The organism is Erythrobacter sp. JK5, from assembly GCF_018205975.1.
Lineage (GTDB): Bacteria > Pseudomonadota > Alphaproteobacteria > Sphingomonadales > Sphingomonadaceae > Erythrobacter.
Genome location: NZ_CP073577.1, coordinates 2,772,823 through 2,786,049, shown reverse-complemented (window position 1 = coordinate 2,786,049; position 13,227 = coordinate 2,772,823). Strand labels below are relative to the sequence as shown.

Sequence of the window (13,227 nt, the reverse complement as noted above, 5' to 3'; positions counted from 1 at the left end):
CACGCGAATTGTGGGAACAAGCGTCATTTCCGCGCTTTGTTTGTATATCAAACGGTTAAATGGAGGAGAACCATAATGAAAACATCCCGGATCCTGCTTTCAGGCACCGCCGCGCTGGCGCTGCTCGGCACCAGCGCCTGCGTCACCGACCCCAATACCGGCGAACAGAAGATTTCGCGCACTGCCATCGGTGCCGGTATCGGCGGCACGCTCGGCTATCTGCTGGGTGGCGCAATCGGAGGCAACACCGCACGCATCATCGGTGCCGGCATCGGCGGCAGCGCCGGTGCGGTAATCGGCAAGCAGTTCGACGACCAGATCCGCGAGCTCGACGAAATGACCGAAGGCAGCGGCGTCGATGTCGAGGAAGTGGGCGATGGCGACGCGATCCTGGTGCGCCTGCCCGACGGCGTGACTTTCGCGCGCGGCTCTGCCGATATCAATCCCGGTTTCTACGACACGCTCAACACGGTCGCGGAAAGTCTGATCAAGTATCCCAACAGCCTGATCGACGTGTATGGTTTCACCGATACGACCGGCTCGGAAGCCCTGAACCAGGGTCTGTCGGAACGCCGCGCCGAAGCGGTCGCGAACTATCTCGCTTCGCGCGGGGTTGCGCGCAGCCGGATCGAAACCCGCGGCTACGGGGAAAGCTACGACTTCCTGCGGGTCAAGACCGGCGACGGAGTGAACGAACCGCTCAATCGTCGGGTCGAGATCAAGATCATTCCGATCAGTCAGGAGGACGTCTCCGCCGCGCGCAGCAACTGACCGATCGAATCGGGAGAGGGCGGGATCATCTGGACAGCGATTCCGCCCTTTTCGCAAGGCGACTGACCGCCTCGCCGTGGATCTTGCGCGAGCAGGCGAGCACGCCGAAGTCGCGCGGATCACGCTTGTTGTAGGCAAGCGGCCTGCCGAACGCGTCCGAGACCTCCGCACCCGCCTCGCGCGCGATCAGGGTCGCTGCCGCCACGTCCCATTCGAAACCCCAGCGCAGAGTCGCCACCAGATCTGCCCGGTCATCCGCGACCATCGCGATCCTGAGCGCGATCGAGTTGGGTTTTTCGACCGCGACGAGGTCCGAATCCGCCTTCGGCAGCTGGTCGATCGGCACCCGCGCCCCCGGGAATTGCGCGCGCGAGCTGGCGGAGATCGGCGCATCGTTCAACGTCGCGCCCTGCCCTGCCACCGCGCACCATTCCTCGCCGCGTGCCGGCGCGGAAAGCAGCCCGATCAGCGGTTTGCCGGCGCTGATCAGCGCGATCGACACCGCCCAGCCCGGTCGCCCGCGCACGAAATCGCGCGTCCCGTCGACCGGATCGACCAGCCACAGCAGGTCGTTCTTCAGCCGCGCTGGATCGTCGGCGGTCTCTTCGGACAGCCATCCGGCTGCGGGAAGCAGGGCACCCAGCTCGCGACGCAGAAATGCATCGACCTCCAGATCGGCCTCGCACACCGGGTTGCCCGGGCTCTTGTCCCAGGACTCGACCCGATGGCCCGCGCCGGGCCAGCGCGAATGCGCAATCCTGCCCGCTTCGCGGGCGATCTCTGTCAGGCGATTCCGGTCGATCATGGTCGCCATCAGTCGTGGTCGCACAAACCCCACTTTTCAAGCCATGCGATCCGTGCTTAGGCCCTGCGCAATTCTTCTCCTCCCGCCTGCCTCCGCTCGGAGCGAAACGGCAGGGCTTCCATCACGCAAGGGATCACGCGCTCATGAACGTCCACGAATACCAGGCCAAGGAACTGCTCAAGGAACACGGGATCGCCGTGCCGGACGGACACGCGGCGCTTTCGGTCGAGGAGGCGGTGGCGGCAGCCAGGCAGCTTCCCGGCCCGCTCTACGTGGTCAAGGCGCAGATCCATGCCGGTGGGCGCGGCAAGGGCAAGTTCAAGGAGCTGCCCGAGGATGCCAAGGGCGGCGTGCGGCTCGCCAAGAGCGTCGAGGAAGTCGAAGCCAACGCGCGTGAGATGCTCGGCAACACGCTGGTGACGATCCAGACCGGCGACGAAGGAAAGCAGGTCAATCGCCTCTACGTCACCGATGGCGTTGATATCGCCAAGGAATATTACTTCTCGCTGCTGGTCGACCGCGCCACGGGCCGCGTCGCCATGGTCGTTTCGACCGAAGGCGGCATGGATATCGAGGCGGTTGCGCACGACACGCCCGAGAAGATCTCCACCATCACTATCGACCCGGCTCAGGGCTTCATGCCGCATCACGGGCGCGCCGTCGCATTCGGCCTGAAGCTAAGCGGCGATCTCAACAAGCAGGCGCAGAAGCTCGCCAGGCAGCTCTACGATGCCTTCGTCGCGACCGATTCGGAGATGCTCGAGATCAACCCGCTGGTTGAGACCGAGGACGGCAGACTGCTGGTGCTCGATGCCAAGATGAGCTTCGATTCGAACGCGCTCTATCGCCACCCTGCGATCGAGGAGATGCGTGACGAGACCGAGGAAGACCCGGCCGAAGTCGAAGCGAGCCAGTACGACCTCGCCTACATCAAGCTCGACGGGAACATCGGCTGCATGGTCAACGGCGCGGGCCTTGCCATGGCGACGATGGATATCATCAAGCTCAACGGCGCGTTCCCGGCGAACTTCCTCGACGTGGGTGGCGGTGCCACCACCGAGAAGGTGACCGCAGCGTTCAAGATCATCCTCAAGGATCCGGCGGTCGAGGGCATCCTCGTCAACATCTTCGGCGGGATCATGAAGTGCGACGTGATCGCCGAAGGCATCGTGCAGGCGGCGAAGGAAGTGAATCTGTCGGTTCCGCTGGTCGTGCGCCTCGAAGGCACCAACGTCCAGAAGGGCAAGGACATCCTCGCCAATTCCGGCCTGCCGATCGTCCCGGCGGACGATCTGGGCGACGCCGCGAAGAAGATCGTCGCCGAGGTCAAGCAGGCTGCGTGATTTCGTTACGCCCGCCCATCCGGGCGGGCGTCCTCGGCGCTAGCACGACCGACAGGAGTCAGACGTATTCCTACCTGCTCGGCATCGGTTCCGGCAGGGTCGGCGGGGTGCTGTCCATATAGGTCAGCCAATTCTGCCAGATCGTGTGCGTGCGCCGGTCGGTGAGTTCGATCTGGCAGCCGAGCGCCATGATTGTGCGGATCGTGCCGGTCTTCCAGCTTTCCCACACCGCGCCGCACTCGGCCTCGCGATAGGCCTCGAATGCCGTTTCGCTGGCACGCATTTGCGCGATGTGCTGCGTGTCCGGCTCGGTCTCGCCCAGCATTCGCTCCGTCTCTGCCGCGCTCTCGGTCTCGCGCGCGATGGCCGCGTCGAAATAGCGCTTGCGGCGCTCGTCGGACGCGGTCGCGATGTCGGCGTAGCACTGATTCATGTCGAGCGTCGTCGTCGAGTCCGGGCAGATGGTCCTTCCGGGCTCCCCCATGCGCTCGAAACGGAACACCAGCTCCTGCGGCTCGGGCTTGTCGCTCTTCATCCGCACCGCTGCGACGATTCCGCTGCCGGGATTGTCTGGATCGACGCAGCGCAAGGTCAGCGCGTTGAAATAGGCCGCACAAGGCTCGATCGCGACGAGGCGGAAGGTGAGCATGTCGTCCTTCTCCTCCCACCCGGTCAGGTCGGCGTTGAAGTGCTTCAAGCGCAGCGCCAGCGTGTCATTCTCCTCCATCAGGTAGAGATGCTCGGTGAACATGATCGCTCCGTCGGTGGTCTCCTGCACGAAGGTGCCGACCATCGTCCCGCCAGCTGGGGCAGCCAGCTTTCCATTGCCGCAGCGCCCTCGATCCCTTCCCCGGTCCACTGACCGACCAGCCAATCCATCTGCGCGAGAGTCGCCGGAGGCGATTCGAAGCCCTCCTCCCCGAGCCTGGTTTCCAGCGGCGATTCCTGCGCGCCCGCGCTTCCGGCCAGCAATAGTGCGGCCAGAGCTGCTCCCAATATGCGCTCGATTGCAAACATTACACGCTCTCCCGTCCGCACTGTTCTCCCCCGTGCAACTCTAACGCAAAGTGCAGCAAATGGGAGGGTTGACGCAGCAACGACGTAGCGCGAGACCTCGATTCGACAGACACGCAAAAGAGAACCCAGCCGTCGCCGCTACTTGACGTTTACGTAAACGCGAGCTAGTTCGGCACCAACGCATTCGCACAGCAAGGCCCCGAGAGTTCGGGTGACCAAAGGGAAGGACACGAACCCATGAAAATCCTCGTCCCCGTCAAACGGGTGATCGATTACAACGTGAAGCCGCGGGTCAAGGCCGACGGTTCGGGCGTCGATCTTGCCAACGTCAAGATGAGCATGAACCCGTTCGACGAGATCGCGGTCGAAGAAGCGATCCGGATCAAGGAAGCGGGCAAGGCCGAGGAAATCGTCGCCGTATCGATCGGCCCGGCCAAGGCGCAGGAAACGCTGCGCACCGCGCTCGCGATGGGTGCCGACCGCGCGATCCTCGTGGAAACCGATGAGGAGGTGGAGCCGCTGGCCGTCGCGAAGATCCTCAAGGCGATTGCCGATGAGGAAGCGCCGGGCCTGATCCTGCTCGGCAAGCAGTCGATCAGCGACGATTCGAACCAGACCGGCCAGATGCTCGCCGCGCTGATGGGCCGTCCGCAGGGCACCTTCGCCAACACCGTCGAGGTCGATGGGGACAGCGTCACCGTAAAGCGTGAAATCGACGGTGGTCTCCAGACCGTCAAGCTGACGCTCCCGGCAATCGTCACCACCGACCTGCGCCTGAACGAGCCGCGCTACGCTTCGCTGCCGAACATCATGAAAGCGAAGAAGAAGCCGCTCGATACCAAGGCTCCGGGCGATTACGGCGTCGACATCGCGCCGCGTCTCACCACCACCAACGTAGCCGAACCGCCGGTGCGCCAGGCCGGTGAAAAGGTCGAGGACGTCGCCGCGCTGGTTGAAAAGATCAAGGCTCTGGGGATCGCCTGAGGCGGCCCGGACAGGAAAGGTATAGCAACATGAACACTCTGGTTCTGGTCGAACACGACAATTCAACCGTCAACGATGCGACGCTCGCCGTCGTCACCGCTGCAGGCAAGCTCGGTGACGTCACCGCACTGGTCGCAGGCCACGATTGCGGCTCGGTCGCCGATGCGGCTGCGAAAATCGCCGGCGTTTCGAAGGTGCTGAAGGCCGACGATGCCGCCTACGCCAACGCGCTCGCCGAAAACGTCGCGCCGCTGGTTGCTGGCCTGATGGAAAGCTACGACGCGTTCCTCGCGCCTGCCACCACCACCGGCAAGAACATCGCGCCGCGCGTCGCCGCGCTGCTCGACGTGATGCAGATTTCGGACATTCTCTCGGTCGAAGGGCCGAAGACCTTCACCCGTCCGATCTACGCCGGCAACGCGATCGCCACGGTCGAATCGTCCGATCCCAAGCTGGTCATCACCGTGCGCGGCACCGCATTCGAAAAGGCCGCAACCGAAGGCGGTTCGGCTTCGATCGAAGACGCGAGCGGCCCGGGCGATTCTGGTCTCTCCAGCTTCGTCGGTGCGGAAATCGCCAAGAGCGAGCGTCCCGAACTGACGAGCGCGAAAGTCATCGTCTCGGGTGGCCGCGCGCTCAAGGACAGCGAAACCTTCGAACAGATCATCACCCCGCTCGCCGACAAGCTCGGCGCGGCGATCGGCGCTTCGCGCGCCGCGGTCGATGCCGGGTACGTGCCCAACGATTACCAGGTCGGCCAAACCGGCAAGATCGTCGCCCCCGAAGTCTACATCGCGATCGGCATTTCCGGCGCGATCCAGCACCTTGCGGGGATGAAGGATTCCAAGGTCATCATCGCCATCAACAAGGACGAGGACGCGCCGATCTTCCAGGTCGCCGATATCGGCCTGGTGGCAGACCTCTACAACGCCGTGCCGGAACTGACCGGGGCGCTCGGCTAGACCGGAGGCTGCGAAGGGGCGGGTTGCAGAGCGGCTCGCCCCCGTCCGCGACCGCCACTTACTGGCGTTCGGTCACCTTGACAGTGTGATCGCCGAACGGGGCCATGATCTGCACCTCGGCATACTGCCCGTCCTGCACCATGCCCGAACGATAGCGCGCCGGCTTCCACGTCATCACCTGCGGCCAGAAGCCCGGTTTCTGGATCAGGTCGGCCCGCAGGATCAGGATGTGGGGGTTGATCCCCTGCGGCACGGCGTAGGTCAGCTCGACATCGATGCCAGGGTTGCCGATCAGGATTTCGCCGTCGACCGAAAGAAACAGCGTCTTTTGCGGGGGCACGTCCTGGATCGCGGTGAAGCAGCGGAAGCAATCGTCGGTCTTCTCGAGATCATGCTGGCCTTCGGTCACGCAATGGCCGTTCCGGAATTCGAGTGTCTGTTCGCTCATGATTGGGTCCTTCCAGATTTCGGTGGCGACCGCCTGCGCCAAGCCGCACAAGTCGATCGGAAGGGCCATTCTCCGGATTTGCGAAATTCCTGTCCGTGACGGCGCTCACGCTGCGCGCCTCATCCCGATTTTACGCGACTAAGGTTTTGCCTCCATCGCGGCGCCCGCGGATGTCCGGCGCGAGCCGGAGCGCCAGACCGCTCCAAACCTTTCCCCACGCGGCTCTGCCAGCCGCTCGGACGCCAGCCGTGCGGCGCTGCGGATCGTATCGTCGGCATTGCCCGCCATCAGCGCCGCAGCGCATGCGGCGCATTCGCGCTGCCCCTGATAGCTGGGTTCGTGCGCCACGACCTGTGCCAGCAAATTGAACAGACGGAACCGCGCATCGTCGAACCGCGCGGCATCGGTGCCCGCTTCGAGCGCGGAGAAATACAGCTCCTCGCGCGGGTTGCGCAGCGGGTTGCTGACCGACAGCGCGCGACCGCTCAGCACGAACGCACCCGCGCCCACCTCGATCGTGCACGGGGCGAGAGCGGTCACCAGTGCGCCGTTGATCACCGCCTGCGCGCCTTCGGCAAGCACGATCCGCTGCGGCGGCAAATTGTCGTTCGAAAGTTCCATCGCACGATAGAAGAACGGCCGGGCGCAGGGCCGATCTATTGCGGACGACTACCTACCTGCCGGGTCAAAGGAAGCTGACGATGAAATGCAAGGTCATGCCGACCAGCCCGCCGACCAGCGTGCCGTTGATGCGGATGAACTGCAGGTCGCGCCCGACCGCATTCTCGATTCGCCCGGTGATCGTGGTCGCGTCCCAGCGCTTGACGGTGTCGGACACCAGCGTGACGATCTCCGATCCGTAGCGCGTGGCGATGCCGACCGCAGTGCGCCGGGCGAAGCGGTTTATCTGCACCTGCAGCCGCTCGTCCTGCGTGAGCGCAGTGCCGAGATCGCCCAGCGCCTTGCGCATTTCGATCCCCATCGGGCTGTCGGCCTCGCGCGCGCGGCGGATCAGCGCGCGGCGGATGCGTTCCCAAACGCCCATCCACCATTCGGCCACGGCCGGGTTCTCGATCAGGTCGCGCTTCATTTCCTCGACCCGCTCGCGAGTCACCGGATCGTGCTGGAGATCCTGCGAGAGCTTTTCGAGACCTTCCTCGATCTTGTGGCGCAGCGGGTGTTCGGGATCGACCAGCACTTCGGCCAGCAGCTTGTACATCCCGTCGAGCACGCTCGCCGAAATCCGCTCGTCGAGCCCGGTCCAGCGCAGCACTGCGTTGGCGCGCTTGTGGATCATCTCGCGTACGGTTTCCTCGTTGTCCTCGATCGTCAGGCCGGCCCAGCGGATAAATCCGTCGATCAGCGGCAGGTGCCGCCGGTCGGCGATCGCGCCCTCGAGCATGCGCCCGGCGAGCGGGGAGATATCGATCTTGGCAAACTGGCCCGCCAGTCCCGAACGCACCTGGTTGCCGAGCCGGTCGGGGTCGAGCGATTCGAGCAGTTCGGCGAACAGCTCCGCCGCGCCGCCGGTGATGCGCGAGCGGGTGTCGAGGCCCGATTCCTCCGGACTGGCGACCAGGAAATCGCCGACTGCACGGGCGATGTTCATCCCCGACATGCGCCGCGCGACCACCGCGGGCGTGAGGAAATTCTCCTGCAGGAACTGCGCCATCGTGTCGGCGATGCGGTCCTTGTTCTCGGGGATGATCGCGGTGTGCGGGATCGGAAGGCCGAGCGGATGACGGAACAACGCAGTCACCGCGAACCAGTCGGCCAGCCCGCCGACCATCGCCGCCTCGGCGAAGGCATTGACGTAGCCCCACGCCGGATGCTGCGGCACAAGGCCATGGCTGGTGAAGAACAGCACCGCCATCGCCGCCAGCAGCCCGGTCGCGGTCCAGCGCATGCGCCGGGCACGATCGGCGGTCAGCGGTTCGCCGCCGAACTTGAGGGGGATAGGCCGCGCCTTGGTCGCCATAGGCGTCCTAATAGCCGTCAAATGAACGATCCGTCACGCATCCCCGGCTCATTCGGCCGGTTCGGCACCCGGTGGCAACCGCGTGGCGGGTGTCGCGCCGGCGCCCGGATACGGCACGTCGGGCGCTTGATCGTCGGCCGGGGGAGCATGCGGCCTGGTATCGTCGCCCGGCTTGTAAGTCAGCATGCGTTCGCGCAGCCACGGCCCGGCGCGCTTTTCGAACCCGTCGGCAAGACTGAAGCCCGCCGGCACGATCAGCAGCGTGAGCAGCGTCGACATAATCAGGCCGCCGATCACCACGATCCCCATCGGCTGTCGCCAGGCACCGTCACCGGTGAGCGAGATCGCGGTCGGGATCATCCCCGCCGTCATCGCCACGGTGGTCATCACAATCGGCTGCGCGCGCTTGTGCCCGGCTTCCATGATCGATTCGAGCTTGCCGGTGCCCTTCGCCATTTCCTCGATCGCGAAGTCGATCAACAGGATCGAGTTCTTCGACACGATCCCGAGCAGCAGCAGGATGCCGATATAGACCGGCATGGTCTGCGGCATGCCGACCAGCCACAGCAGCAGGATTCCGCCGAGCGGGGCGAGCGCGAGCGAGGTCATGTTGACCAGCGGGCTCATCAACCGCTTGTAGAGCAGCACCAGGCAGGCGAACACCAGCAGCACCCCGGCGACGATCGCCACCATCAGGTTCTGCAGCATCTCCTGCTGCCATTCGTCCTCGCCCACCACGTCGCGGATCACGCCGGTCGGCAGGTCCTGCAGGATCGGCAGCGCATCGACCTGCTGCTGCGCTTCGCCCTTGACCACGCCGCTGGCGAGATCCGCGCCGACCAGCACGCGGCGGTTCTGGTTGTAGCGCTGGATCGCGGTCGGGCCGGATCCGAATTCGATATCCGCCACCCTGCCCAGCGGCACCGTACCGCCATTGAGCGTCTGCACCGGCAGGTTTTCGATCGTGGTCAGGTCAGTGCGCGCCTCTTCCGACAACTTGACCCGGATCGGGATTTGCCGGTCGGAGAGCGAGAACCGCGCGGCATTCTGTTCGATTTCGCCGAGAGTCGCGATGCGGATCGTTTGCGACAGCGCAACCGTCGTCACGCCCAATTCGGCGGCGATCTGCTCGCGCGGGGTGATCAGGATTTCGGGCCGGTTGAGGTCGGCGCTGATGCGCGGGGCGACGATGTCCTCGATGCCCTTCATCTGCTCGACCAGCGTCGTCGCGGTCTGTTCGAGCAGTTCGGGGTTGGAACCGGCGAGCATCACGGTCAGGTCGCGACCCGATCCGAAGCCGCCGCTTTGCGATTCGAACCGCACGCGGGCGTCGGGGATATCCTGCAGTAGCGGCCCGACTTCGCGCTCGAATTCGATCGAGCTGCGTTCGCGATCTTCCTTGAGCGTGATGTAGATGTTGGCGTTGCCGATCCGGGTCCGCTCCAGCATCAGCTCGACTTCCTGCTGCTGTTCGAGAACGGCGACGACCTGCTTCACCACGCCCTTCGTGGTCTCGAGCGTGGTGCCCGGCACCATCTCGATATCGACCGTGCTGTTCGAATCGTCGATCGAAGGCTGGAATTGCCCGGGAATCTGGCCGAACAGCAGCACGGTAATCAGCAGCGAGAACCACCCGACCCCGAGCATCCAGATGCGGTGATCGTAGAACCGGGCGGTGAGGTAGCGCACGCCTTGTCCGAACCTGCCGTTCGAGCGCGACGGCAGCTCGAATACCTTGAACACCAGCCAGCCCGCGATGAAGGCGACGGCGGTGACGGCGGCAACCTGCATGATCTCGAACAGCTTCGACACCAGGAAATACAGCCAGGAATTGGAATCGCTCGACACCGCGCCTGCCACCTGGTTCGGGATCTCGAACTCGGACAGCGCTCCGAAGGCGCCGAACATGGCTGCGGCGGTAACGCCGAGGATCACGATCACCGCGATCAGCAGCGCCAGCGAATACAGGAACCGCGAACGCGGGCTGGTTGTGTCGCCCCGACGCGCTTTCATCTTGCCGGTTTCGAGCGTCCAGCGCAGCACCCGCATGTAGCGATCCATCCACGTGCCCTCGCCGTGCGAGGCGTGGCCCTTGGCCGACAGGAAATACGCCGCCATCAGCGGCGTGATCATCCGCGCGACCGCCAGCGACATCAGCACCGCGACCACCACGGTGAGGCCGAAGTTCTGGAAGAACTGCCCGGAAATGCCCGGCATCAGGCCGACCGGCAGGAACACCGCGACGATACAGAAACTGGTCGCCACCACCGGCAGACCGATCTCGTCGGCCGCGTCGATACTGGCCTGGTAGGCGGTTTTGCCCATGCGCATGTGTCTGACGATGTTCTCGATCTCCACGATCGCATCGTCGACCAGCACGCCCGCGACCAGCGCCAGCGCGAGCAGCGACAGGAAGTTCAGGTTGAACCCCAGCAGGTCCATGAAGAAGAAGGTCGGGATCGCCGACAGCGGGATCGCGACCGAGGAAATGAAGGTCGCGCGCCAATCGCGCAGGAACAGGAACACCACCACCACCGCGAGCAGCGCGCCTTCGATCAGCGCCGCCATCGAGCTCTTGTACTGGCTTTCGGTGTAGACCACCGTGTTGAACAGCGGGATGAACTTGATGCCCTCGTTTTCCGCCTCGATCTTCTCGATTTCGGCCTTGGCCTCGTCGAACACGGTGACATCGGACGCGCCGCGCGCACGGCTCATGTAGAAATTGACGACTTCACGATCGCCGACCTCGCCGATCGAGGTCCGCTCGGAAAAACCGTCGCGCACGGTGGCGATGTCGGCGAGGCGGATCGTGCGCCCGCCGCCGAGCTGGATCTGCCGCTGCGACAGTTCGAATGCCGTGTCGGTGTTTCCGAGCACGCGCAGCGACTGGCGCGTCCCGCCCACCTCGGCCAGCCCGCCTGCCGCATCGACATTCGACTGGCGCAGGACCGAATTGATCTGCGACGCGGTGACGCCCAGCGCCTGCATTTTCGCCGGGTCGAGGATCACTTCGATTTCGCGGTCGACCCCGCCCCAGCGACCGACCTCGGCCATGCCGGAAATGTCCTGCAACCGCTTGGCAACGGTATCGTCGATGAACCAGCTCAGCTGTTCGATCGTCATGTCGTCGGCCTGCACCGCGTAGATGCCAAGGAAGCCGCCCGCGATCTCCGCCTTGGTGATCCGCGGTTCGAGGATGCCGTCGGGCAGACTGCCGCGCACGGTGTCGATCGCGTTCTTGACCTCGACCACTGCATCGTCGGGGTCGGTACCGATTTCGAATTCGACGAAGGTGTTCGAACTGCCTTCGCTCGCGGTCGAATTGATCGATTTCACGCCGTTGATGGCGGCCAGCGTGCTTTCGACACGCTGGGTGATCTGGTTTTCGATTTCGGTCGGCGCGGCACCGGGCTGCGAGATGCCGATCTGCACGCCGGGGAATTCGACATCCGGATTGTTGGTGACGTCCATGCGCGAGAACGAGACAAGCCCCGCAAACAAAAGCGCGGTGAAGATCACCAGCGGGATCACGGGGTTGCGGATCGACCAGGCGGAAAGATTACGGAAATTCATGTCTGGTCTGCCTGTCTCTCGCGTCGTTTGCCCTTTGTGATACGCACCGGATCTGCGTCCGGATGGCGTCTAGGTTTGCTGCCGCCGTGGATTGACGGTTTCGCCCGGGTTGAGGAAGCCGCCTGCGCGCACCACCACCATCTCGGTGCCCGAAAGCCCTTCAGTGATGGCGATACCCTGCGGCGTCACCATCCCGGTCTTGACCCGTTTCTGGCTCGCCTTGTTGTCCTTGTCGACGATGTAGACGAACGCGCCCTGATCGTCGGCGAGCACCGCGCTTTCGGGAAGCACCGTGGCGGTCACGGTCCCGCTGTTGATCCGGGCCGTGGCGAACCCGCCCGGCCGCAGTTCGGGAGCGTAGGACAGCGCGATCCGGGCAGTGCCCTGGCGGCTCTGCTGGTCGATCACCGGCGAAAGCTGCCACACCTGCCCGGTGAATTCCTTGTCCGACCCGGTCGGCACGACGCGCGCCGATACGCCTTGCGAAATTCCCGCCAGCTGGGTTTCGCTGAGCGCGGCAAGCATTTCCATTTCGCCGCCGCGCGCGATGCGGAACAGCGCCGGGCTTCCCGCGCCGACCGTCTGGCCCGGTTCGACATTGCGTTCGAGCACGTAGCCCGAGGCCGGGGCGATGATGTTGAGCCGGGCGTTGCGGGCGCGCAGTTCGCGCAGCTGCGCTTCGGCCACCTTGACGCGGGCCGCGGCGGCGTCGCGCGTCGCGGTCAGCCGGTCGACATCGGCCTTGGAAATGAAGCCGCGTTCGACCAGTTGCAGCGCACGGTCGAGATTGGACTGCGCGATCCCGGCATCGGCGCGCGCCACTTCGACCTGCGCCGCCTGCGCGGCGGCCTGCTGGGTCTGCACCGAGCGGTCGATCACCGCCAGCACCTGGCCAGCATTGACCCAGTCGCCCGCATCGACGCTCACCGTCAGGACCTGACCGCCCTCGCCGACCACGCCGACAGGCATTTCACGCCGCGCCGCGATGGTTCCGGGTGCCTCGATCACGCCTTCGATCGTGGTCCGGCCCGGGGCGATCACGGTTACTACCGGAGCCTGCGATTCGTCGTCGCCGGCGCCCACCGGTTCCCCGGTAGTCAGTGCGAAATAGGCCGCGATCGCGAGCAGCAGGCCGAGAATGCCGATTCCGCCGAGCAGCAACCAGCGCCCGACGCCCGAACGCCGGTTGCGCGGGTCGGCGGTTCCGCCATCGACATCGGCGGCGACATTGTCGGCGGCTTCGGCCGTGATGGTGGTCTCGAAATTCATGCGGTTCCCTTAAACGGCATGCCGGAATGACTTGGGTGTATTATCGGTATAACTCACTAGGCGCAATAGGTCTTAGG

The 13,227-nt window shown here is 64.7% G+C and carries 11 protein-coding genes; 4 read left to right on the top strand and 7 right to left on the bottom strand.

Annotation, left to right across the window (positions count from 1 at the left end):
• Positions 1-75: 75 nt before the first annotated feature.
• The gene (locus KDC96_RS13555) at positions 76-771 is read left to right on the top strand and encodes an OmpA family protein (protein WP_212448924.1); all 696 of its coding nucleotides are present in this window, start codon (positions 76-78) and stop codon (positions 769-771) included.
• Positions 772-796: 25 nt separating this feature from the next.
• Here KDC96_RS13555 and KDC96_RS13550 read toward each other — a convergent pair whose 3' ends face one another.
• Positions 797-1,576 (bottom strand): 3'(2'),5'-bisphosphate nucleotidase CysQ, encoded by a 780-nt coding sequence (locus tag KDC96_RS13550; protein WP_212448923.1) that lies wholly within the window; start codon positions 1,574-1,576, stop codon positions 797-799.
• 143 nt (positions 1,577-1,719) lie between these two features.
• On the opposite strand from KDC96_RS13550, the gene sucC reads away from it, so the two are divergent.
• The gene (gene sucC, locus KDC96_RS13545; protein WP_212448922.1) at positions 1,720-2,919 is read left to right on the top strand and encodes an ADP-forming succinate--CoA ligase subunit beta; all 1,200 of its coding nucleotides are present in this window, start codon (positions 1,720-1,722) and stop codon (positions 2,917-2,919) included.
• Positions 2,920-2,989: 70 nt separating this feature from the next.
• On the opposite strand, the gene KDC96_RS16485 is transcribed toward sucC, so the two are convergent.
• A complete protein-coding gene (locus KDC96_RS16485; protein WP_249171804.1) occupies positions 2,990-3,712 on the bottom strand; it encodes a DUF6265 family protein in 723 nt (240 codons plus the stop codon).
• Between the two features lie 461 nt (positions 3,713-4,173).
• Between KDC96_RS16485 and KDC96_RS13530 the strand changes: the two genes are divergently transcribed.
• Both KDC96_RS13530 and KDC96_RS13525 read left to right on the top strand, forming a co-directional pair.
• Complete coding sequence (locus KDC96_RS13530) at positions 4,174-4,920, top strand: electron transfer flavoprotein subunit beta/FixA family protein (protein ID WP_212448921.1); 747 nt, start codon at positions 4,174-4,176, stop codon at positions 4,918-4,920.
• 29 nt (positions 4,921-4,949) lie between these two features.
• Positions 4,950-5,882: an electron transfer flavoprotein subunit alpha/FixB family protein gene (locus tag KDC96_RS13525; protein WP_212448920.1), complete on the top strand. Its 933-nt coding sequence runs from the start codon at positions 4,950-4,952 to the stop codon at positions 5,880-5,882.
• A gap of 58 nt (positions 5,883-5,940) precedes the next feature.
• Here the strand turns inward: KDC96_RS13525 and KDC96_RS13520 are convergent, their stop codons facing one another.
• From KDC96_RS13520 to KDC96_RS13500, 5 genes are all read right to left on the bottom strand, one after another.
• Positions 5,941-6,330 (bottom strand): hypothetical protein, encoded by a 390-nt coding sequence (locus tag KDC96_RS13520; RefSeq protein WP_212448919.1) that lies wholly within the window; start codon positions 6,328-6,330, stop codon positions 5,941-5,943.
• 138 nt (positions 6,331-6,468) lie between these two features.
• The gene (locus tag KDC96_RS13515) at positions 6,469-6,951 is read right to left on the bottom strand and encodes a hypothetical protein (RefSeq protein ID WP_212448918.1); all 483 of its coding nucleotides are present in this window, start codon (positions 6,949-6,951) and stop codon (positions 6,469-6,471) included.
• A 64-nt stretch (positions 6,952-7,015) separates the two neighbouring features.
• Positions 7,016-8,236 carry a DUF445 domain-containing protein gene (locus tag KDC96_RS13510; RefSeq protein WP_371815561.1) on the bottom strand — a complete coding sequence of 407 codons (1,221 nt, stop codon included), beginning with the start codon at positions 8,234-8,236 and terminating at the stop codon, positions 7,016-7,018.
• A gap of 120 nt (positions 8,237-8,356) precedes the next feature.
• A complete protein-coding gene (locus KDC96_RS13505; protein WP_212448916.1) occupies positions 8,357-11,881 on the bottom strand; it encodes an efflux RND transporter permease subunit in 3,525 nt (1,174 codons plus the stop codon).
• Between the two features lie 69 nt (positions 11,882-11,950).
• A complete protein-coding gene (locus KDC96_RS13500; protein ID WP_212448915.1) occupies positions 11,951-13,150 on the bottom strand; it encodes an efflux RND transporter periplasmic adaptor subunit in 1,200 nt (399 codons plus the stop codon).
• Positions 13,151-13,227 lie beyond the last annotated feature (77 nt).